The organism is Paenibacillus sp. FSL E2-0151 (assembly GCF_037993015.1).
GTDB lineage: Bacteria > Bacillota > Bacilli > Paenibacillales > Paenibacillaceae > Paenibacillus > Paenibacillus amylolyticus.
The window spans coordinates 5,576,328-5,597,821 of record NZ_CP150308.1 but is presented as its reverse complement, the minus strand read 5'-3'; the positions used below and the strand labels follow the sequence as shown (position 1 = coordinate 5,597,821).

At 46.6% G+C, this 21,494-nt stretch carries 19 protein-coding genes and 1 pseudogene; 16 read left to right on the top strand and 4 right to left on the bottom strand.

Translation table 11 applies throughout. The features are described 5' to 3' along the window. Positions 1 to 38: 38 nt before the first annotated feature. A pseudogene (locus MHI55_RS24905) lies at positions 39 to 915 on the bottom strand (DUF72 domain-containing protein). A gap of 215 nt (positions 916 to 1,130) precedes the next feature. On the opposite strand from MHI55_RS24905, the gene MHI55_RS24900 reads away from it, so the two are divergent. Further along, positions 1,131 to 1,598, top strand: a complete 468-nt coding sequence (locus tag MHI55_RS24900) for an Lrp/AsnC family transcriptional regulator (RefSeq protein WP_315370740.1) — start codon at positions 1,131 to 1,133, stop codon at positions 1,596 to 1,598. On the opposite strand, the gene MHI55_RS24895 is transcribed toward MHI55_RS24900, so the two are convergent. Further along, entirely contained in the window at positions 1,579 to 2,784 is a 1,206-nt protein-coding gene (locus tag MHI55_RS24895; RefSeq protein WP_315370739.1) for an MFS transporter, read from the bottom strand. The two genes, MHI55_RS24900 and MHI55_RS24895, sit on opposite strands and share 20 nt — an antisense overlap. 735 nt (positions 2,785 to 3,519) lie before the next feature. Between MHI55_RS24895 and MHI55_RS24890 the strand changes: the two genes are divergently transcribed. The 5 genes from MHI55_RS24890 (at position 3,520) to MHI55_RS24870 (ending at position 7,618) form a co-directional block, all read left to right on the top strand. Further along, positions 3,520 to 4,263, top strand: coding sequence for a class I SAM-dependent methyltransferase (locus tag MHI55_RS24890; RefSeq protein ID WP_253502930.1), 744 nt, complete (start codon positions 3,520 to 3,522; stop codon positions 4,261 to 4,263). Between the two features lie 27 nt (positions 4,264 to 4,290). Next, positions 4,291 to 5,274, top strand: a complete 984-nt coding sequence (locus MHI55_RS24885) for an MBL fold metallo-hydrolase (RefSeq protein ID WP_339185912.1) — start codon at positions 4,291 to 4,293, stop codon at positions 5,272 to 5,274. 197 nt (positions 5,275 to 5,471) lie between these two features. Then, entirely contained in the window at positions 5,472 to 5,888 is a 417-nt protein-coding gene (locus tag MHI55_RS24880; RefSeq protein ID WP_340387380.1) for a hypothetical protein, read from the top strand. Next, the gene (locus tag MHI55_RS24875; protein ID WP_340387378.1) at positions 5,885 to 6,928 is read left to right on the top strand and encodes an FAD:protein FMN transferase; all 1,044 of its coding nucleotides are present in this window, start codon (positions 5,885 to 5,887) and stop codon (positions 6,926 to 6,928) included. Before MHI55_RS24880 ends, MHI55_RS24875 begins: the two co-directional genes overlap by 4 nt. Before the next feature lie 36 nt (positions 6,929 to 6,964). Then, on the top strand, positions 6,965 to 7,618 hold the full coding sequence (locus MHI55_RS24870) for a ferric reductase-like transmembrane domain-containing protein (protein WP_340387375.1): 654 nt from the start codon (positions 6,965 to 6,967) through the stop codon (positions 7,616 to 7,618). 160 nt (positions 7,619 to 7,778) lie between these two features. On the opposite strand, the gene MHI55_RS24865 is transcribed toward MHI55_RS24870, so the two are convergent. Then, the gene (locus MHI55_RS24865; protein ID WP_017692570.1) at positions 7,779 to 8,345 is read right to left on the bottom strand and encodes a phosphatidylglycerophosphatase A; all 567 of its coding nucleotides are present in this window, start codon (positions 8,343 to 8,345) and stop codon (positions 7,779 to 7,781) included. Positions 8,346 to 8,617: 272 nt separating this feature from the next. On the opposite strand from MHI55_RS24865, the gene MHI55_RS24860 reads away from it, so the two are divergent. The 9 genes from MHI55_RS24860 (at position 8,618) to MHI55_RS24820 (ending at position 19,002) form a co-directional block, all read left to right on the top strand. Beyond that, positions 8,618 to 9,673 carry a GerMN domain-containing protein gene (locus MHI55_RS24860; protein WP_282320375.1) on the top strand — a complete coding sequence of 352 codons (1,056 nt, stop codon included), beginning with the start codon at positions 8,618 to 8,620 and terminating at the stop codon, positions 9,671 to 9,673. 301 nt (positions 9,674 to 9,974) lie between these two features. Next, positions 9,975 to 10,730 carry a ribonuclease PH gene (gene rph, locus MHI55_RS24855; RefSeq protein WP_340387373.1) on the top strand — a complete coding sequence of 252 codons (756 nt, stop codon included), beginning with the start codon at positions 9,975 to 9,977 and terminating at the stop codon, positions 10,728 to 10,730. A gap of 1 nt (position 10,731) precedes the next feature. After that, positions 10,732 to 11,355 carry an XTP/dITP diphosphatase gene (locus MHI55_RS24850; protein ID WP_340387371.1) on the top strand — a complete coding sequence of 208 codons (624 nt, stop codon included), beginning with the start codon at positions 10,732 to 10,734 and terminating at the stop codon, positions 11,353 to 11,355. A gap of 350 nt (positions 11,356 to 11,705) precedes the next feature. After that, positions 11,706 to 12,548 (top strand): STM4015 family protein, encoded by an 843-nt coding sequence (locus tag MHI55_RS24845; protein ID WP_074096268.1) that lies wholly within the window; start codon positions 11,706 to 11,708, stop codon positions 12,546 to 12,548. A 21-nt stretch (positions 12,549 to 12,569) separates the two neighbouring features. Further along, positions 12,570 to 13,820 carry an STM4014 family protein gene (locus MHI55_RS24840; protein WP_340387369.1) on the top strand — a complete coding sequence of 417 codons (1,251 nt, stop codon included), beginning with the start codon at positions 12,570 to 12,572 and terminating at the stop codon, positions 13,818 to 13,820. Further along, entirely contained in the window at positions 13,813 to 14,598 is a 786-nt protein-coding gene (locus tag MHI55_RS24835) for an STM4013/SEN3800 family hydrolase (RefSeq protein WP_340387367.1), read from the top strand. The genes MHI55_RS24840 and MHI55_RS24835 overlap by 8 nt, the downstream gene beginning before the upstream one ends. Before the next feature lie 47 nt (positions 14,599 to 14,645). Then, positions 14,646 to 16,034, top strand: coding sequence for an STM4012 family radical SAM protein (locus tag MHI55_RS24830; protein WP_036673517.1), 1,389 nt, complete (start codon positions 14,646 to 14,648; stop codon positions 16,032 to 16,034). Then, positions 16,031 to 16,891, top strand: a complete 861-nt coding sequence (locus MHI55_RS24825) for an STM4011 family radical SAM protein (protein WP_076319732.1) — start codon at positions 16,031 to 16,033, stop codon at positions 16,889 to 16,891. The genes MHI55_RS24830 and MHI55_RS24825 overlap by 4 nt, the downstream gene beginning before the upstream one ends. A 413-nt stretch (positions 16,892 to 17,304) precedes the next feature. Next, positions 17,305 to 19,002, top strand: a complete 1,698-nt coding sequence (locus MHI55_RS24820) for a methyl-accepting chemotaxis protein (RefSeq protein ID WP_340387365.1) — start codon at positions 17,305 to 17,307, stop codon at positions 19,000 to 19,002. Between the two features lie 146 nt (positions 19,003 to 19,148). Here MHI55_RS24820 and asnB read toward each other — a convergent pair whose 3' ends face one another. Then, on the bottom strand, positions 19,149 to 20,993 hold the full coding sequence (gene asnB / locus MHI55_RS24815) for an asparagine synthase (glutamine-hydrolyzing) (RefSeq protein WP_036673522.1): 1,845 nt from the start codon (positions 20,991 to 20,993) through the stop codon (positions 19,149 to 19,151). A 192-nt stretch (positions 20,994 to 21,185) separates the two neighbouring features. Here asnB and MHI55_RS24810 point away from each other — a divergent pair, with 192 nt between their 5' ends. After that, positions 21,186 to 21,485 carry a hypothetical protein gene (locus MHI55_RS24810; protein WP_017692581.1) on the top strand — a complete coding sequence of 100 codons (300 nt, stop codon included), beginning with the start codon at positions 21,186 to 21,188 and terminating at the stop codon, positions 21,483 to 21,485. The last annotated feature ends 9 nt before the right edge of the window (positions 21,486 to 21,494 follow it).

Below are 21,494 nucleotides of genomic sequence, written 5' to 3'. Positions count from 1 at the left end.
TCACCCAATAATATGAATAACTCCATCATTAGTTCGGATCAAAATAATTCCAGCTGTTCCGGTCCTTCTTCCTTCTCCGGTTCAGTACGGTCAGGAAAAGGCTTCACTGGCAGATCCAGCAGGTCCATCATCATCTGGGCATTCGCCGCTGCATCGCCACCGGAGTTGTTATTAAAAATAACATAGACATCCTTGCTCTGCTCCTGCAATTGCTCCAGATACCCTTTCCATTCCAACAATTCTTCCTTGTTGTAACGGTATAAATAACGGGTCTCGCGCCAATTAGGCGCACCATTCTGATGCCACCCGGACACATTACGTCCGTGCATGCGAACCAGTGTCATCTCGGAATCCGTCGCCTGTGGCACGATGGGGATAGAACCTAGACCTGCCTGAGGTTCGTCACAGACGCTGTGAATCCAGCCTTGCTCTTTCAGGAACGAAAGCGTCCGCTCGCGCATGTCACCTTCATACCAGCTACGATGACGGAATTCCAGGGCACACGTAATACCCTCCATTCTCAGTTTCACTTCACGAAGCTCTTTCACGTTGTCTTTATTGCACTCAAACCAAGGCGGATATTGAAACAAGGCTGCCTGCATCTTGCCGGCTTCAATGACCGGTTCCAGTGATTCCCGAAAAGCCTTATACATCTCCGACGTGCTGGTGAAGTATGGTTTGCCTCGCAGATGTCCGGTCATTCCCTGATAGGCTTTGATGATAAAAGCAAAGGATTCGGGCGTCTCTGCAGCCCACCGTGCCATTCGATCCCGCGGCTGAACGGCGTAGAAAGAACTATCCACCTCCACGGTGGAGAAGTACTGTCCGTATAGACTGAGCTTGTCTTTGGCTTTGGTACGGTTTGGATAGAGATCTTCCTGATTCCCTCCATCCGGTAAGTCCGATGCGAATCATCAGAACACCTCCTGTTGCTTTTTGAACAACCTCTTATAATTAACCGATTTGCAGGCATATGTCTAACATTATATCGTGTGCATTTTGGCTCTTCAATGTTGGAGCAGCTTTATAATTGATTTTATGAATACGGCATTGATGTCCATGAATTGATAAATTAATTTGTATAAACGATAATATAATAATACCTTTCAATTATAAGGAGGATACTTAGAGTGGATCATGTTGATAACCAAATCCTTTTACACCTTCAAAATCAAGCTAGGATTTCCATGACTGAACTCGGTAGATTGGTGGGGCTATCCCAACCTGCTGTAACGGAAAGAGTCAAACGGATGGAGGAAAAGGGAATTATTCAGGAATATCGCACAATCATATCTCCGCAAAAAACCGGAAAAAATGTTGCCGCCTATTTCCTGTTTAGTACTAGAAACTGTAATGTTTTTCTCGATTTTGTTCGGTCGTCACCCTTTGTTGTCGAGTGTCATCGTATGAGCGGAGAACACAATTTTTTAATGAAAGTCATTGCCGACTCTACATACGCACTTGAAGAGTTCGGCAATGACTGTGATAAGTATGGAACGTATACGATTCTAATTGTTATGTCTTCACCCATTGATTATAAACCCATCATTCCATCTCTCGAAGAGTTGAAAAATGAATCTATCCACTCTTTGTTGTGAATCCATGTTCTTTCGCTTTCCATACTACGAGTAGCGCAATGAGTACGAGAATAAGCATAACCCATGGAAATGAGAGGACATCAACTGTTACAAGAAGGGCCGCACCAATTAACCCGCCAGCGCTTACAGCCAAATTCCATGCTGTTACCAGCATAGACTGAGCCACGTCCACATTATCACCAGAAGCTTCAGCTACAGCCGTTTGAAGCAGTGAAGCGGCTCCGCCAAAAGTCAGCCCCCACAATGCAGCAGCCAAAAAGATCCCTACTGGCTGACTGCTACTTATCCCAAACATCATAGATGCTAGAGCGAAACCCGCAAGGCTGCATAGAATCAATGGACGAAGCATGCGGTCAATCCATATTCCTGTAATCCAGAGCCCCACAACCGATGCAATACCAAAAACAAATAGTATAATGTCAACACGTTGAACAAGCCCAACTTGAGCGAGGTAAGGCGTAATATATGTGTATAGAATATTGTGAGCTAGTACCCATATTAGTACGACAAACAAGATAGGGCGAATCCCCGGTTTAACGAAAACTTTATGAAGGGGAAGTCTCTTATTCGTTGATTGACCAGCAAAGTCTGGAACTTTTAAGAGTATCCAAACGATTAACAAGACAGTAAACACTGACATGATTCCAAAAACTGTACGCCAGCCTACAAGAGTGCCGAGTATTGTTCCCGCGGGAACACCAAGCGCCATAGCCAAAGGTGTACCTATTCCTGCTACCGCCATAGCTCGACCTTTGAGCGAATCAGGCACCATGCGGCTAGCATAACCTGCTAACATTCCCCACAAAACACCTCCGGCTGCACCTGCCAAGAATCGGGCAACAAGAGTTATTGTGTAACTGGAAGATAGAGCTGTAACACTGTTAAACAAGAAAAAACAAATCAAGCTTAGCAACAACAGTGGCCGCCTCCGCCAACCGCGTGTAGCTGTAGTTAGTGGAATTGCTGCCAAGACAGAGCCAAGGGCATACAACGTTATGAATTGCCCAGCTAATGCCTCTGAGATTCCAAGTCCTTCGCTTATCTGTGGCAATAAACCAGCCGGAATAATTTCAGTTAAGAGACTTATAAATCCAGCTAAGGCAAGCGGAATTAGCCCTACCCATGGGAGGCGGACAGAAGATGCAGCATCCGCAGTGTTACTATGTGTGGTTTTAAGTTTTTTCAATTTATGCCCTCTCCTTTTGAAAATCTTGTACTTACAAAAATATTGCTCAATTGGCATATATAAGCTTATCAAATCAAATAGCAACCTTACATAATCGAATTAAAGTAAATGTATTTTTAAACCTATATATTATATTTATAATGAGGATATTTCCTTTGATTTTAATGTAAGCGTTGTTGCCACTTAAAAATTCATGAATCAGATCCATAACAGATTAACTGTTACAGACAATATTTGAGACTTATAAATAGATACCTCTACAGATTATGTTAAACAACCTCTCTAAGAAGGGAAAACTTCTATTCCTCGAATTTTTTTGATTATGTATTTAAAATTAATGAACAGAATACGATTCGAAATAAGCTATAAGTTAATTGAAATAAAGATAGGAAAAGAAGGTAGTCCAGAATAAAATTCTGGCTACCTTCTTTATTCAAACGGTTCTTTCTATTAAATCTGGGTTTTTATTAACGTTGATTTGTGTAAATATTATTCATTTATGTACATGTTTTAAGTGCTCAAGGTTAATTATGTACATTTTAATAATGTTGTACATTCAATAAACAGAGTATTCCCTCGTGTGCATTTTGGCTCTTCAATGTTGGAAACTTACTGGGATTTTTTGAGTTTGCAGAATAAAGACGTTACAATACATTAAAGCTAGGGGAAATGATCAGGCTTGTACAACAGTGACTATAGATAGAGAGCCAGTGACCAAGTGGAGGGCGAGAATGGATGACGGAATGGTATGAAAAGAGTTTTGGAGAAGATTATCTGCTCGTATACAAGCACCGGGATGTGCAGGGTGCCCATCAGGAAGTACATAAAATGATTAATTGGTTGAAGCTTGAGCCCAATTCTGAAGTATTGGATCTATGCTGCGGTATGGGACGGCACTCCATGGCACTTGCTGACGCAGGATTGCGAGTGACCGGAGTTGATCTGTCCGATGTGCTTCTACGTGAAGCGCGCCTAATGGACACTGAACACCGAGTATCTTGGTGTCATGCGGACATGCGTGAACTCCCGCTGAAAGGTGGTTTTGACGCTGTAGTTAATCTGTTCACATCGTTTGGTTACTTCCTGGAGGACGGAGAACAACTGAAAGTATTACGTGCCATTCATCGCATGCTTCGCCCGGGTGGCAGCTATATTATTGATTTTATGAATACGGCTTATGTAACTCGTCATCTGGTGCAACACTCCGTTCGAGAGGATGAAGGACAGCGTATTGAGGAGTATCGCAAGATTGAGGAAGGGTTTGTGCAAAAGGAAATTCGCATTACGGATACCACATCCGGACATGAACCGCGGGTATATCAGGAACGTGTGAAGTTGTACACACGGGAACAACTGAGTCAGATGTTAAGTGCCGCCGGACTCCGGGTAGATCAGGTACATGGCGGCTATGACGAAGAGAAATATGACGAGCAGACTTCTCCGCGCATGATTTTTGTTGGTCGTCGTCCTGTGGAGTGAACAGAGACAGTCTGGAAGGGGGATAACATGAAGCGCACAGAAGAGATGCCCATGACAGAGGGCATGCACCGGGTCAAGATCAGCATGTCGTTTCCCTTACGATGGGTGAACAGTTATGTGTTTTCAGAACCGGATGGGAAGATAACTATTATAGATCCGGGACCGCGTAATTCGGAAACAGAACAGGAGTGGAGTGAAGCGCTATCAGATCTCGGCCTGACCTTTAGCGATATTCGTCAAATTGTACTCACCCACCATCACCCCGATCATCTTGGGTTGTCGGGTTGGATGCAAAAGATGACGGGGGCACCCGTTCGAATGTCCACACGCTCCCGCCAAGAGGCCGACTATATGTGGGGACCTGATTCACGTATTAATACATTATTACCTGATTATTATGGAAGCCACGGAATGCCGGATGACAAGACTGAGCAGATACATGAACATATGAAGGCATTTACTTCGCAGATCACACCACTTCCGAAGGTGACACCCATTGAAGATGGCGAGTGGCTTAATATGGGCGGGAAACGTTGGGTTGCTGTGGAGACGGGGGGACATGCCCCAGGCCATTTATCCTTTTATGCGCCGGAGTCCATGGAGATTCTGTGCGGAGATGCAGTTTTGCCACAGATTTCACCGAATATTAGTCTGCAACCCGGCAGTGACCCTCAGCCATTATTGTCTTATATGGAAGGATTGCAACGTCTCGGGGGGCTAAATGTCAAACAGGCGTATCCAGGGCATCGGAATCCTTTTGCCCAGTTCAACGAACGGACAGTTCAATTGCTGGCTCATCACGAGGAACGCCTTCAGAAGATGACGGAGCGAATTCAGGAGTCATCGGCGAATGCGTATGACATCTGTGTGCACATGTTTGGCAATCGGCTAGGTACCCATCAACTGCGGTTTGCCATGAGTGAGACGTTAGCCCATTTGCAGGAGTTAATTCGACGCGAACTAGTGAAGCAAGAGCAGCAACCGGATGGCACGTTCTATTTTCGATTTTAACGGAATGATGATATCGATGTGAAATGATAATACGATTCTATATAGAGGCTCGGGACAGGAAATTCACCTGTTCTGGGCCTTTTTAGCCTCTCTTAACGGTTCATTCATCTATTTTTAAGCCAGCGCGCCTATGATACATCTATGAACTTCGCTAGGGCGTGTCTTAAGACACACCCTAAAGAAAGCAGGGAAGAGCGATGACCAGAAGAAAACGGAATCAATGGAGAAAATGGCAAGCTTCAGCGGCAGCAACGTTGACTGTGGCTGCACTTTTTCAATATGTAAGAACTTCGGATGCCTTTGATGTGGCCTATACAGCAGCAAATGGCACAGATACAAGCGTTACTGCTTCAAGCCAAGTGGATACGCATGATGATGTGATGGATGAATGGATCAACACTACAACGGACAGCAACAACTGGAACACGCAGGACAATGACAATAATGATAGTCAATATAATGGAACATCCGATAGCACACAAGCAGCTCGGCCAGATCAGAGCTCGAGTAACGAGGGGAATTATTCAGATTCTCAGCGTATCGGGCAAAATAACCAGGGTACAGACTCCGGATACAGCAGTGGCAACTATCAGTCACGTACAGGTGCATCATGAGCCGCACGGAGCAAGTTGCTCGTCCGCTCCGATTTCAATTCCGTGCGATGAACACGGATGTTGAAGTGCAACTGTCAGCTGGGCGGGAAGAAGCTGAACATGCAGCAACCGTGGTGAAGAATTGGTTTGAGACGCAGGAGCAGCGCTTCAGCCGATTTGTTGCAGACAGTGAACTGAATCGTTTGAATGCTTCAACCGGATGGATGCCCATCTCCGCTGCGATGGATGAAGTTTTGAGTTTGGCCTATGGATATATTGGCCTGACCGAAGGGATTTTTCAACCGGGTATCTCGCAGGCTCTTCAGGCTTCGGGATATGATCTAAGCTTCGAGAAGGTGCAGCAACGACAATTGAAACGTCCATTAATTGAACGTGTATTGCGAACGAGAACACCTGAATCATCAGGCTGGATGGAAGATCGATATGACCACAGCCGTCCGAGCTGGATTCAGCGGGAAGGTAGCCGGATGGTTCATCTGGACCCCGGAGCTGAGTTGGACTTAGGAGGCATTGTTAAGGGCTGGGCAGTAGAGCGTATCGCAGACTGGTTGCAGCGAACATTGCATATTCCAGCGGGTTTGATTAACGCGGGTGGAGATATTCAAGTATGGGGTTCACCAGACCATTCCCAATGGACCTTGCAAGTAGCAGATCCTTTGCAGAATCAGGGTGCTATGTCGGGAGCGATCCGTTTACAGCGAGGAGCTGTTGCCACTTCGGGTATTTCCCGCAGACAATGGAAGAATACGGATGGAAGCTTTGCACACCACCTCATTGACCCCCGGACGATGGAGCCGGCAGATACGGACGTATTGCAGTGTACCGTTCTGGGACAGCATGCTTCGCAATGCGAGATCATTGCCAAGACGGTATGCATTCTGGGGAGTGCCGAGGCGGTGGGCTGGTTAAACCGACATTACGATCGGCATGACGTCCTGTGGATGACACGGGATGGGAGTAATTATTTTAGAGGGAATACGGATACGCTCGCTGAGCACTGGCCCGGTTTTGATCCGGATCATCGCTTCAGTCTATTATAAACGAGGACAAGTCTAACAGATATGGGGGAGCCGGTTATGGCACAATGGATTGTAGATTACCTGCCAACGTGGAATATCATTCGAATTAGTGGAATTGCTGCTTATGTGCTGCTCTTTGCCGGAGTATTTCTGGGCATTGCGCAAGGGATGCCTCTGGCCAAAGGCAAACCAAAAGCAGACATGTTCAAATGGCATACCCGAACGACCTGGCTCGCCTTCGGACTTGGACTCGTGCACGCATTAACGTTATATATTGATCATTACAGCCCATTTAGCTGGGGAGAACTTCTGATTCCTTTTACCGCCTCCGTGCATCCGATCGGCAGTGGTCTGGGAACGTTAGCCTTCTACGGATTAGTGATTGTCCTGTTATCCAGTGATCTGCGGAACAAGCTGGGCCGTAAATGGTGGTTCATGTTCCACATGTTGTCCTATCCAGTGTTCATTGGTCTGCTGGTTCACGGCATGGTTACCGGAACGGATTCTGGCAACATCATCATGCGGATGATATATGTATTTACCGGACTCAGCATTCTCGGTATAACCGTGCTACGTGGCATGTTACGAGAGCGTAAAGGCCCGGAAATCACGATTGGACCGAAACGTGCAACATCTGGTTCACCTTCCGAGCAGAATTGGGTTGAAGGTTTTGGTTTGGTGGGAACGGTACGACCTAAACATCTGAAATAATAAAATGTGGATTATCCAATATGTATCGTTACACATGCAAAAAAGCGGCCATCAGGCCGCTTTTTCCATGAACAGTTATTTTATTGAACAGTCATTTCACGAAGCATCCATACACATGTCCAATGTTCCACATGGCTTCAGATATAAAACGAGTTACGCATTATACAGCGTCATCACTAACAGGTTTTTCTCCCAGTGCTTCTTCAAGCTCGGATTGTTTGCGATGGGCGATCCGACTGCTCGCTGCTGATGCAATCGCACCGACAATATCATCGAAGAACGTGTGGACAGGGCCCAGGCTCTTGTCATTCAGTCGTTCAAGCACCCCTGGTTTCAGCTTGTCCACATAACCATAATTCGTAAATCCAATACTGCCATATACATTGACGATGGAGAATGCCAAAATCTCATCCACGCCATACAATCCTTCATCGTTCTCAATCATCTCCTGCAAAGGAGATATGAGTTGCCCCTGTTCTGCCAGAATATCAAGCTGAATTCCGGTCAGAACAGCATTCTGTACCTCACGTTTACGGAGAACCATCTCCACATTTTCGATACATTCTTCCATCGTAAGACCTGGATAATATTTTTGCTGCAATAACATGACCAGCTCTGCGATCTCAGGGATCGTGACGCCCCGCTTATGCAGCCATTCCCTTGTGGCCTCCGCCACCTTGCGGCTATTCAGGCTGTAAGGGATTTTTTCTTGCTCAGGATGTTCCATGGGCGATTCCTCCTCTGAAGTTAGCAATGTCCCTACTCTTGCTTCCTAATACGTTATTAACCTGGTTTACGTTTCTTTAAGATAATAAAATTATAAGTTTCAGTGAAGTGGAACAATTCGATTACCACATGGAAAATTTCAGTTAAACACGGTCTGTCTTCCGTGAAAGTGCGTTGATAGACATTTTTCTTATTATCTTTTAGTTATTTTTTGGACAAAGGCTCGTATACATGGTAGTACAAACTGTAAAAATGATGAGGGGGAACGTGATCATGAGAAAGATCCATTCTTTGCGTACGGTATCGGCAGCAGCGCTGCTGAGTATTCCTATGGTATTGTCAGGCTGCGGCATGTTTGGAGCACAGTCTTCCGAAGCTGTTGATCCACCACCGCCCATCCAGGAAGCAGCTATGATTCAAGCGGCCGAAGGGAATGGAGCACTCGCAATGCTCCCGTTAACGACGGTATATCTGCAAGACCAGCAGGGGCTGCTCGCTCCGGTATCCCTGACACTTCCTTCTGGAACAGACGCAAGCAGTCCAAAGACAGCTCTGGATACACTTGTCACAGGCGGGGCCTATGCGGGTATGCTGCCTGAAGGATTCCAGGGCGTTCTCCCGCAGGGAACGGTTGTGCAGAATGTAACGATTCACACGGATGACAAGCTGGCGGTTGTTGAGTTCTCGGGTAATTTTGCCAAGTATGATGCAAAGGAAGAACGGAAAATGCTAGAAGCTGTCACGTGGACATTGACGGGAACGCCTGATGTGGAGAATGTGCAGATCTGGGTGGATGGCAAAAAGTTAACGCAAATGCCGGTGAACAGCACGCCGTTGCCTGAACCGCTGAATCGGGCTGTGGGAATCAATCTGGATCTGGGTGATACGTTTGTGACGAATAGCAGCCCGGTCACGGTCTATTTCTCCGCTGCTTCACCAGCAGGCATCCAATATTATGTTCCGGTGACACGTCTGGTTACACCTGGTGAAGATCGGGTGCAGGCAGCATTGAACGAACTCATCAAAGGACCTGACAAAGGTGGAGAACTGGAAGAGGTCATGACAGGCGGAACGGAGCTGCAATCGGTCAAAACGGCAGAGGATGGCACGGTAACGGTTGCCTTGAAAGATGATATGTTTGCCGAAGGGGATATCGTGCCAAGCGAGCTGTTACAGTCTGTCGTATTAACCACTGCGGAGAATACAGCCAGCAAGGATGCCAAAGTACAGATCGAGTGGAACGGCCAAAAAACGGTCATGGGTGACGACAACAGGGATTACAGTGCGCCGGTTTCCAAGCCTGAATATATCAACGAAATTCCGATTTAATGACCAAGGAATGCTTAAGGATGCTTTTAACCGAACTCTTTGGTAAAATATAAGGGATTAGTAAAAATACGTGTTCAAAAAGATCGGTTTTCAGTACCGAGAAGATGGGATGAAGCTAGAAATGGAGTAGCGGAGCGTAGGCAAACTACGTGAGCAACGGACATTTCGGCTGAATTCCATATTCGATGCTGATGATGCCTTAAGGCATTTTTCGTAATCAAAAGCGAGCTTTTTGAACAATCTCTAAAAGTGTGAATAAGTTCAACATTACAGGATGCTTAAGTCGTAGGAGGCAGAAAATATGAGATCAAACGGACGAACCAGCGAACAGCTGCGCGCGCTGAATTTAACAGTGAACACGAATAAATACGCCGAGGGCTCTGTACTGATTGAAGTTGGAGATACAAAGGTGATCTGTACAGCTACAGTAGAGGAACGTGTACCACCCTTTATGAAAGGGCAGGGTAAAGGCTGGGTAACAGCTGAATATTCCATGTTGCCACGTGCAACACATACCCGGAACCAACGTGAAGCCAATCGTGGCAAATTAACTGGACGCACCATGGAAATCCAGCGTCTGATTGGTCGGGCACTGCGCTCGGTAGTTAATCTGCAGGCTCTTGGTGAGCGTACGATTACCTTGGACTGTGATGTTATTCAAGCTGACGGAGGCACACGCACAACGTCCATTACCGGTGCGTTTGTAGCGCTGGCGCTTGCCGTGAACAAGATCTCCCAACAGCACAAACTGCAAGTGTTCCCGATTACGGATTTCATTGCCGCAGTAAGTGTGGGTGTTGTGGGTGAACAGCCTGTACTGGATCTGAACTATGATGAAGATTCCAAAGCCAAGGTAGACATGAACCTGGTGATGACAGGTGGCGGTAAATACGTCGAGCTTCAGGGAACAGGTGAGGAAGCACCATTTGATCGCCGTGAGCTGAACGCCATGTTGGAACTGGGCGAACAGGGAATTCTGGAAATGATCGAGCGTCAAAAAGAAGTGCTTGGACCGATTGCGCTCAAGATCGGCGCGCGTGGATTAGGGGAAGCCTAAGATGAGTTTGGACAGCCCAATCCTCATTGTTGCAACCCGCAATGCGGGTAAAGTCCGTGAATTCGCTCATGCTTTCGCACCGCTTGACAAAGAGGTTAAGAGCATGTTTGACTATCCGGAGCTACCGGATGTGGTAGAAGATGGCGTAACGTTTGCGGAGAATGCCTGGAAGAAAGCCAAAGCGGTTGGTGATGCGCTTGGTTTGCCCGTTCTGGCAGATGATTCAGGTTTATGTGTAGACCTGTTGGATGGTGAGCCAGGGGTATATTCAGCGAGATATGCAGGTGAAGGAGCAACGGATGCACAGAATAATGCGAAGTTGCTGGAGACGCTGGAATCGTTGAAATCCGGTGAGGACACCGAGCAGCCGCTACTAAGTCCGGCTCGTTTCGTTTGTGCGCTGGTCCTGTACGATCCAACAACAGGTGATAAGTATGAATCAGAAGGCACTGCGGAAGGCTGGATTACGGCTCAAGCTGCAGGTGCTGGCGGTTTTGGATATGACCCACTCTTCTATGTACCTGAATACGAGATGACGATGGCAGAGCTGACGCTTGAGCAAAAGCAAGCGATTAGTCACCGTGGTCATGCGCTGAGAGCGCTTGTATCCAGACTTGAAGGCTAAGACTAAATGAAACATCTTGATTTAACTTCATGATATGTGAACATCAAAGCGTTAATGGAAGGACAGAAGCATTCCGATGGGATGCTTCATCCGCCATTAACGCTTTTTCTATGAATTGAAGTGTTTGATCGGGTTTGGTGAGGGTCCATCCATATACCTAATTGAAGATAGCTATTTCTGCGACTATACATCAGAACATATGTTCTTGTACCTACATGAGAAATGGTTTACATTGCACGATTGGGAATCTCATTGGGACTGGAGTTGGAAGAAGTTGCAAGCCTTGTGTGGTATGGGTTAACATTCAAACTAACGAATCACATATGAACCTTAAACGGAGGGATCTACTCATGCAAGAAGTGAAGCTTGTTGTATCTTACGATGATTATGAGGACGGCATTCGTATGGAAAAGTTAATTAAGGAACTGGCAGCTAAACCGGAGGCTAGCTCATTGGAAAGTCTGGTCATCGGAGATTGGGGACAGGCTTATGAAAATTCGCCTGATGAGTTCATAGGTACGCTCGTCGAGTCTGCTCCAAGCTTTCCGTCATTGAAGAAACTGTTCATCGGAGATATGGGATTCGAAGAATGTGAAGTATCGTGGATTATCCAGACAAATCTCACACCACTGTTAGGTGCTTTTCCAGAATTAAAATCATTCTCTGTAATGGGCAGTAGCGGCCTCAGTCTGGAACCACTCCAGCATGCCAAGCTTGAAGAATTAATTATTATTTGTGGTGGTCTCCCGAGAGAAGTGTTATCTTCAATCACCCATGCCAAGTTGCCTGAATTGCGTAAACTGGAACTGTACCTGGGTGTGGATAATTATGGTTTCAATGGATCACTTGAAGATGTACTCCCTTTGTTAGAAAAAGGATTATTTCCAAAGCTGGTTTACTTGGGTCTGAAAGACAGTGAAATTCAGGATGAGATTGCCAAAGCAGCAGCTGAAGCACCTATTCTGGATCAACTTGAAGTACTGGATCTATCGCAAGGAACGTTGTCCGATGAAGGGGCTGAGGCGTTGCTTGCCAGTGACAAGATCAAGAAACTGAAACATCTTGATCTGAGTTACCATTACATGACCAATGAAATGATCAGTCGCTGGAACCGATCGGGTATATCTGTAGATGTTAGCGACCAGCAACAGAGTGATGAGGATGACTGGCGCTATCCATCGTTAACGGAATAGTCGATGTCAGGTGTAAAGGAAATGAATGAGAGTTTGCATCAACCAATAGATGTACCTGATCTAACGCAAGATCAGCCTTTTTTATTGATCGGAAACCCTGATAACCGACGAACACAAGGGCTGCAAGAGGCTAGGCATAGATTGGGTTTGAAACCTGCGGTTGTACTGCCATATGCTCAATTGCTGCAGAATTGGAGACACGGACGAACCATCGCTGATACAGTAGATTTCAATCTGCCTGTACCCCTGATTCGAATAGATGCTCCTGGAGAGGATTGGGAAGTGGAACGTGACTTACTGTTCCTTGGGGATATGGACGATACGTCAACATTAACGGGTGGAATGGGTACAGAAGCATTTCCCGCAGAACAGGCACTTGCGCTGGAACAGGAGTGGGGAAGAATATACGCTCCCGCCCAGTGGTTTCGTGGCTGGAAAGCATGTTTGGATCGAATCGGCCGTGAGTCTCGGGAAATATGGCCTGAAGTCCGATTCTTGAATGATCCCGCCGATATCCAATTGATGTTTGACAAGAGAACATGTCAGCAGCATCTATCTTCACATGGAGTTGATGTACCTCCGGCGCTGCAATTTTCGCAGCCAATCCGTAATTATATGGACTTGCGTAGCTCAATGAAGGCTGCCGAGATGCATCGTGTGTTTGTGAAGCTTGCGTGCGGCTCCGGGGCTTCAGGAGTTGTTGCCTATCAAGTCAATCCTCGAACGGGTGATGAAATCGCTGTAACAACGATGGGGATGGAACAGAGACAGGGCAAGACGATTTTCTTCAATGAAGGACGTCTACGCAAGTATACCCGCAGTGAAGAGATTGCTACGCTGATGAACTGGTTATGTGCAGAAGGTGCACAGATTGAACGATGGATGCCAAAAGCCACGCTTGATCAGCGGGCCTATGATATTCGCCAACTGGTTGCAGGTGGACAGGCAGGTCACGCGATTATGCGGCTGAGCCGTACCCCGATTACCAATCTGCATCTGCGCAATGAGCGTATGCTGCCTGCTGAAGCAGGCCTGGATGAACAGCGGATGTCGCTGGTACGGTTGGCAGCGCAAGCAGCCATGTCTGCATTTCCCAACTCGTGGTCAGCCGGGATTGATGTGATGCTTACTAGTGGTTCGAATCCGCGTGCCTATGTGCTGGATGTGAATCCATTTGGAGATCTGTTATACAGGGTTGAGCATCATGGCCTCGGAACCTATGAGTGGGAAATGGAACTTTTACGAAAGGAGGAGCCTATTCAACATGCCTGATATGAACACCATTGTGGGCTCCCATGATCTGTTAATGATTACGCTGGATACGTTACGCTATGACGTAGCCAAGCTGGAAGAGGAGAATTGTCCTAATCTGTGTGGTTCGGGTCCGTGGGAGAAGCGTCATACCCCAGGCAGTTTTACATATGCGGCACACCATGCTTTTTTTGGTGGTTTTATGCCGACTCCTGCCAATACAGATAAGGCATCTCATGTAAGGCTATTTCATTCCCGGAATACCGGACTCAAAACACATCCGCACACCTGGCTGTTTGATACACCGGATATCGTATCCGGGTTCGCAGCTGAAGGTTACCGTACCATCTGTATTGGCGGCGTCATCTTTTTTACGAAAAAAAATCCGCTTGCAAAAGTATTGCCCGGTTATTTCCAACAGAGCTACTGGAGAATGAACTTTGGGGTAACCAACCCCAAATCAACAGAGCATCAGGTACAGCATGCATTAAAGTTGCTTGAACAGACAGCGTCGGATGAAAAGATATTTATGTTTTTGAACGTGTCTGCCATTCATGGACCCAATCGTTACTTTGTAGAAGGAGCGAAGGAGGACTCGGTGGAGACTCAACGTGCTGCACTTCGATATGTAGATGAGGCTCTTGGACCATTGTTTGAGGCGATGAGGAAACGCGCCCGGCCTGCGTATTGCCTGGCTTTTTCCGATCATGGTACAGCTTACGGTGAAGACGGGTATCAAGGACACCGGCTTGCACATGATGTCGTCTGGACGGTGCCTTACCGTGAATTTTTAGTATAGAATGTATTGATCTTATGAGGACAACAACCGGAGACAGGAGGAAACCGATGGAGAAACATATACAACATACAACAACAGGCCATTCCACACAGTCCGGATCCAATATAGCTACAAGTCTCAGTGAAGTACTGGCATTCCCTTATCGTTCTTACTTATACTCGTACCCACACAAGACCGCCTATCGGGAGCTTGATCCACCACTGCCACTAGGGCCACTGTGGGAACGAGAGAATACCGATACGTATTTTTTATATATGCATATTCCCTTTTGTGCTGCTCGTTGCGGATTCTGTAATCTGTTCACACTGCCGGATCGACGGGATGATACGCATGAACGCTATGTAGATGCGCTGGAACGTCAGGCGAAGCAGTGGGCACCCATTACATCTCGAAGACCGTATTCGCGGTTCGCGATTGGTGGGGGAACGCCTACATTATTAAATGAGGTTCAGTTGAATCGTCTGTTTGATATTGCTGAACATGTGATGGGGCTGGACCCTGCGCAAGCATCGATTTCGGTGGAAACGTCGCCGGATACCGTTACGGAAGCCAAGCTGGCCATCATGAAGGAACGAAGTGTGGATCGTGTCAGTATGGGCATCCAGAGTTTTATTGAAGCTGAAGCATCTGCCATCTATCGTCCACAAAAACCGCAGGAAGTTGAACGAGCGCTTGAGAAGCTTACTCGGTATGATTTCCCATTGTTAAATCTGGATCTGATCTATGGTTTGCCGGGTCAAACGGTGGAATCGTGGATATATTCACTGGAAAGAGTTCTGGCCTACGAACCGGGCGAAATCTTCATCTATCCCTTGTATACACGGGAAAATACAATCGTGAAACCTGATGATATTCGACGTCAGGGACCTGATATTCGGATGGAACTGTATAAAGCTGCACGTGAGACTTTAAAAAGTAAAGGTTATGTGCAATATTCCATGCGCAGATTTGCCAAAGAACAGTCGTCCTCGAAAGCACTTCTGCCATACAGCTGTCAGGAGGAAGGCATGGTTGGTCTGGGGTGTGGCGCACGCTCTTATACGAGTGAAGTACATTATGCTTCCAAGTATGGCGTGAGTTACAAGGCCACACAGAGCATCATTGCCGATTATGTGGCAACCGAGCGCTACGATGTGGCGGATTATGGCATCGTGTTAAGCCGTGAGGAACAGAGACGTCGCTTTATTCTGAAAGCCTTGCTGCATCGGGAGGGATTGACGTTGTCTGACTACCAACAACGCTTTGGTACCGATGTGATGTCCGACTATGTCTGGTTGGCTGAACTGTTGACAGAGGGCATGGCGGAGTTGGAGAGTGATGAGGACAAGCAGGTGCTGCGTCTGACAGAAGAAGGACTGGGTTACTCCGATGCGATTGGAGATTGGCTTATATCTGCCGAAATTCGTGAACAGATGGAAGGGTTTGTTTTCTCATGAGAGCGACTTTGTATTATCGGGGGAAGTTGTCTTCCTGTAATTACGACTGTCCATACTGCCCTTTTAGCAAAACCGTGGATTCCAAAGAGACGTTGGAAGTGGATGAACAACAATTGCGTCAATTTGTGAATTGGGTCAGGGAGCAAGAGAGTGCTGGGCATCAATTTTCGATTTTCTTCAATCCCTATGGTGAAGCTTTGGTGCGTCGGTGGTACCGGGAAGCGATGGTTGAGCTGTCACATATGCCACATGTGGATAAGGTTGCAATTCAAACCAACCTGTCCGTCAAACTGGATTGGGCGAGGGAGTTGGATGCGAATAAAGCGGCCTTTTGGGCGACGTATCATCCTCGTGAGACAAAAGAGGCTTCTTTTGTTAAACAATGTCTGACCTTGCGTCAGATGGGACTTGCTTTTAGTGTCGGTACTGTCGGACTCCGTAGTGCTTTCCCCGCAATTGAGTCCATGAGACAGGCTTTGCCGGATGATGTGTATATGTGGGTTAATGCCTTCAAAGATCGGCCCAAGTATTACACGCCGGAAGAGATTCAGTTTTTACGTGGGCTTGATCCGCTTTTTGAAGGTAATCTGCAGGATTATGAGAGCTTGGGCAAACGATGTGCTGCCGGTTCGGAAGTATTTTATATACAGGGGTCCGGGCATGTGAAGAGATGTTACAAGGATCGACGAATCATTGGACATCTATATCGCGATGGTTTGCAGGCTTTGTCTGAGGATCGGCCCTGTCGCATGAAAAAATGTGGCTGTTACATCGGTTATATCCATATGGAGGATTCCCCGTTCAGGGAAACGTTTGGCAGCGGGCTGCTTGAACGTAATCCGGTATTGATTCGTTGACCGGCATTTCATATTTAGCTATTCCACTGGGGAGCTGGAATATGTTTATCCGTTTCTAAACCACATATCAGCGTAACTTCAAACGCATCTTTTAGTATAGGCAGGATCAGACCTTTGGTTTGGACTTGCCTTCTGGAAGGTGTTTTTTTTGTTTTACCGGACTAAGAGTTAGTGTTTGTGTTCTTTATTAAAAGGGCCTTGACAATTTTGAAAAATAATATTTTTAAGTTTATGATTCAAATTTTATATTTTATGGGTTAGTATGAATAGGAAAAAAGACCCTGTTATGAATAGTATTTGTACATATAATCGCGAATTATATTTTTAATTGGGTCTAAAGTCTCAATTTAATTGAAAGGAGGGTGGATGTAGGAAGTATCATGCACGTTATCTGAACTTTCGGGGGAGTACACATGAAAAAAATTTCAATTAGCCGTAAATTACTTATGGGTTTCTCATCTGTGCTGTTATTATTGGTGGCTATAACGGTTATAACATATACGCAGTTTATAGCCGTTGAGAAAACGTATACAGAATTAATTAATGATAGAACAAGCAAACTATTACTCATTAAAAATATGTCGATTGATCTTAAATCACAGCAGATTGCTTTGAGAAATTATATTCTGGAAGACAGTGCAGAGAACGAACAGGCATTTAATAAAGCTTATGAAGATTACATAGCGTTAAATGAAGAATTAAAATCAACAGTTACAAGTTCAAAGATGAAAGATTACCTTTCACGATCGGATGAAGCGATGAGCCAATATTATGAACTTGCGCAGCAGATTATGACATTGACAAGACAGGGGAATAACAGTGAAATCTCAAGATTACTGAAGGACACAGCCCCAAGTCTGATCTCTGAATTTGAAGCAATTGTGGAAGGTATGGAAACGCATCAACAAGATGCCATGAACTCAGGCGTTGTGGAGGCTAATCTTCAGATTGTGCAGGTCCTTAGGTGGATTGCAATTATTGGAGTGGCTTCTCTTCTAATCGGGGCACTTGTGGCGTATGTCATTGGCAGAATGATATCCTTGCCTGTTGCTGCTATTGCCCAATCCGCGAGCCGGATTGCAGACGGAGATCTGACTGGTGAGCCTATTGTGGTCCGTAACAAGGATGAGATTGGTGATCTCGCCCAAGCCTTTAACATCATGTCTGCAAATTTGCGTACACTCATTCATCAGGTAGGAGACAGTGCAGAACGGGTAGCTGCCTCTTCAGAGGAGTTGACGGCAAGCACCGAACAGACAGCAACCGCCACAGAGCAAGTGGCCATCACAATGGGTGAGATTGCAACAGGTATGGATACACAGGTTCGAATGGCGAGTGATGGATTCCAAACGATGAATGAGTTAACGACAGGCTTTCAACAAGTTACGGAGAACACACTCCATATGTCTGAAGAAGCTACCAAAGTCTCCGTAAAAACAATATCGGGTAGCGAGTCAGTTCAGTCTGCGATAGGTCAAATGAATTCTATACAAGGGACGGTGTCGAATCTGTCGGTCGTGATCCAGGAACTGAGCAGACACTCTCAGGATATTGTGAAAATGGTGGACAGCATCTCGGAAATATCAGCACAGACGAATCTCCTATCCCTTAATGCTGCTATTGAGGCTGCACGAGCTGGCGAACAGGGAAGAGGGTTTCAGGTTGTTGCTACAGAGGTTCGGAAGCTGTCTGAGCAGTCTGCGCTTTCTGCTAATCAAATTGTTCCATTGGTGGCATCGATTGAGAAGGGAATGCGAAATGCTGCTGAATCTATGGTGGTTGTATCCGCAGAGGTTCAAGAGGGGATTACACTTGTTCACCAGGCGGGAGCCACATTTGATGAAATTCGTGAGGCGGTTGGGGGCGTAGCGGGGCAAACACAGGAAGTCTCTGCTTCAATTGAGCAAATGTCAACAGGGGTAGAACAGATTAATAGGTCTATGAAAACAATCATGGAAGTGACCGAAACGGGGGCCGCTGGAACAGAAGAAGTGAGTGCATCTTCAGAGGAGCAGTTGTCTGCGATGCAGGAGATTGCTTCCGCAGCCAATGATCTCTCCTTGATGGCAGAACAGTTGCAACAGACCGTCAGTCGTTTCAAAGTGCAATAAATCGAACTGAGTGGAATGTGGATGAAGAACGAGCGCATACGACAGAGATTCTTATAAAAAAGTAATAAAAGGGTGTCCAAACACAGTAGTTACTGTTTGGGCACCCTTAAATAATTCATCATGCTGAATCAATGCATAACTTGATCTTAACGAATAGCGACTTTATATGTCCGCAACCAGGTATTGATCTGAGTCAGATATGCAAATAACTGTGGCCCAGACATTAACTGTCCGAACCAGGGAAGATTGGAAGCTGCATCTGGTGAAGACGCAAGATTGCGGATCTGAGTTTTGTCGATCAAAGGCAAAATCGGCGAAGTGGGATCATCCAGGATATCAAGTACCTGCTGTTTGACCGCGGCCAGATATTGCGGATTATGTGTTTTCGGATACGGACTCTTTTTGCGATATAACACATCGTCAGGCAGGACACCTTCGAGTGCTTTACGCAGAATACCTTTTTCCCGTCCGCCCGTTATTTTCATTTCCCAAGGGATGTTAAACACATACTGGATCAGACGATGGTCACAGTAAGGTACCCGCACTTCCAGTCCTGCCCCCATGCTCATCCGGTCTTTGCGATCCAGAAGTGTAGGCATGAAACGTGTAATATTCAGGTAGGACATCACCCGCATTTGTGCAGCTTTACCTGTTTCCCCATCCAACAGAGGCACTTCAGCCACTGCATCCGAATAGCGGTCTGCCAAATAATCGAGTGGCCGAATCCATTCCCGAATATCCGGGGATAACAACGCTGCTCGCATATCAGGTGCTACAGACCACGGAAACGTACCGGAGTTCAGCATATCTTCGCGATGGAACCAGGGGTAACCGCCAAACACTTCATCCGCTGCTTCGCCTGAAATGGCAACGGTGGCCCCTTTTTTGATTTCTTTACAGAACAAATAGAGCGAGGAGTCTACATCTGCCATACCTGGCAGATCCCTGACTAACATGGCCTGTGTCAGTGCATGAATCAGTTCTCCGTTCTCAATCTCAATCCAGTGATGGTCGGTCTTGAGTTCATCCACCATTCGCTTAATCCAGGGTCCATCTGCACCCGGCTGAAAGGAATGCGCCTGGAAATGCTTGGCGTTATCCACATAATCGACAGAATACGTACTGATTTGGCCTTGCCCGGTTCGCTTGTAATAATCAACGGCTAATGCAGACAAGGCGCTGGAGTCCAGTCCTCCTGATAAAAGAGAGCATACTGGAACATCCGAAGCCAACTGGCGCTCCAGTGTATCTTGCAAGAGAGAGCGTACCTCTGCTGCCGTCTCTTCCAGGTTATGTTCGTGGTTCTGGCTTTCCAGTTTCCAGTAGGCATAGGTTCGGATACCGTTTCGGTTATAGATCAGCGCGTGCGCAGGCTTGAGTTCGCTTAGTGAAGAGTATACGCCGTGTCCTGGTGTCCGTGCAGGCCCTACGATAAACACTTCGGCCAATCCTTCCGGGCCAACAGCGGCTTCCACATCAGGGTGAATAAGCAGAGCTTTGGGCTCTGAACCAAATACGAGAGTGTCTTTGTTATTACTGTAGAACAGAGGTTTCACGCCAAGGCGATCTCTTGCGATAAAAACCTGTTCGCGTCCCCCATCCCATATGGCAAAAGCAAAAATACCGTTAAACCGGTCAACACATGCCGGTCCCCACTCAATATAAGAGGCGAGCAACACTTCCGTATCACATTGCGTGCGGAACTGATGCCCCCGCTGGAGCAATTCCTTTTTCAACTCGGGTGCATTGTATAGTTCTCCGTTATACACGACGGTATAGGAGGTATCTCCCTGTAACGCATGCATGGGCTGTGCGCCGTTCTCGGGGTCCATTACACTAAGACGCCGATGTCCAAAGGCACAAGGATTGGAGATCCATGTACCTGAAGCGTCGGGCCCCCGGTTCGACAAGCTATCCGTCATACGGACCAGCAGCTCTGATTCCTGGGTCAAATCCCGATTCCACTGTATGAAGCCGGTAATACCGCACATGGTTTGTTCATCCTTTCTTGGTCGAGTCATTCATCCGTATGGCTGCTTAGTTACTGGCAACCAGCAAATGTTGTCTTTTCGTCAGAGGTCGTAACAAATATATGCCGAAAGCAGGCATAAAATGTCTGTCCTCTTCGGAAACTAGTTCTAGGGACAACGGCCTCAACATGCCTGTGAAGGAGAGAACATGCAATGGACAGTATGAAGTATTATGTGTCTGTCATGGGCCGCTCCGTTATTCCGGATCCGTCGGTAACATCATATGAATGGATCATTCAGGCAACGCCGCAGGAAGCGGAGCAATTACTGGGACTGCTGAGCCTCATGCAGGAAAAGGAGGAAGAGGCCTTTCCTGGCATGGTATTCCCATGGCCAGATACACCGGAGGAGTCCGTAAACCGAGCTTATGAAACGGTATTACAACAGGTGTATCGAGAGATTTACCGATTAGGCACACCAGAGACACGATACCAGATTGAACAAAGTACATGATAAGCACAA

Excerpts from the sequence above, each read along its gene's own strand:
- MHI55_RS24890 (WP_253502930.1), top strand. The coding sequence starts at position 3,520 with ATGACGGAATGGTATGAAAAGAGTTTTGGAGAAGATTATCTGCTCGTA.
- MHI55_RS24885 (WP_339185912.1), top strand. The coding sequence starts at position 4,291 with ATGAAGCGCACAGAAGAGATGCCCATGACAGAGGGCATGCACCGGGTC.
- MHI55_RS24880 (WP_340387380.1), top strand. The coding sequence starts at position 5,472 with ATGACCAGAAGAAAACGGAATCAATGGAGAAAATGGCAAGCTTCAGCG.
- MHI55_RS24875 (WP_340387378.1), top strand. The coding sequence starts at position 5,885 with ATGAGCCGCACGGAGCAAGTTGCTCGTCCGCTCCGATTTCAATTCCGT.
- MHI55_RS24870 (WP_340387375.1), top strand. The coding sequence starts at position 6,965 with ATGGCACAATGGATTGTAGATTACCTGCCAACGTGGAATATCATTCGA.
- MHI55_RS24865 (WP_017692570.1), bottom strand. The coding sequence starts at position 8,345 with ATGGAACATCCTGAGCAAGAAAAAATCCCTTACAGCCTGAATAGCCGC.
- MHI55_RS24860 (WP_282320375.1), top strand. The coding sequence starts at position 8,618 with ATGAGAAAGATCCATTCTTTGCGTACGGTATCGGCAGCAGCGCTGCTG.
- rph (WP_340387373.1), top strand. The coding sequence starts at position 9,975 with ATGAGATCAAACGGACGAACCAGCGAACAGCTGCGCGCGCTGAATTTA.
- MHI55_RS24850 (WP_340387371.1), top strand. The coding sequence starts at position 10,732 with ATGAGTTTGGACAGCCCAATCCTCATTGTTGCAACCCGCAATGCGGGT.
- MHI55_RS24845 (WP_074096268.1), top strand. The coding sequence starts at position 11,706 with ATGCAAGAAGTGAAGCTTGTTGTATCTTACGATGATTATGAGGACGGC.
- MHI55_RS24840 (WP_340387369.1), top strand. The coding sequence starts at position 12,570 with ATGAATGAGAGTTTGCATCAACCAATAGATGTACCTGATCTAACGCAA.
- MHI55_RS24835 (WP_340387367.1), top strand. The coding sequence starts at position 13,813 with ATGCCTGATATGAACACCATTGTGGGCTCCCATGATCTGTTAATGATT.
- MHI55_RS24830 (WP_036673517.1), top strand. The coding sequence starts at position 14,646 with ATGGAGAAACATATACAACATACAACAACAGGCCATTCCACACAGTCC.
- MHI55_RS24825 (WP_076319732.1), top strand. The coding sequence starts at position 16,031 with ATGAGAGCGACTTTGTATTATCGGGGGAAGTTGTCTTCCTGTAATTAC.
- MHI55_RS24820 (WP_340387365.1), top strand. The coding sequence starts at position 17,305 with ATGAAAAAAATTTCAATTAGCCGTAAATTACTTATGGGTTTCTCATCT.
- asnB (WP_036673522.1), bottom strand. The coding sequence starts at position 20,993 with ATGTGCGGTATTACCGGCTTCATACAGTGGAATCGGGATTTGACCCAG.
- MHI55_RS24810 (WP_017692581.1), top strand. The coding sequence starts at position 21,186 with ATGGACAGTATGAAGTATTATGTGTCTGTCATGGGCCGCTCCGTTATT.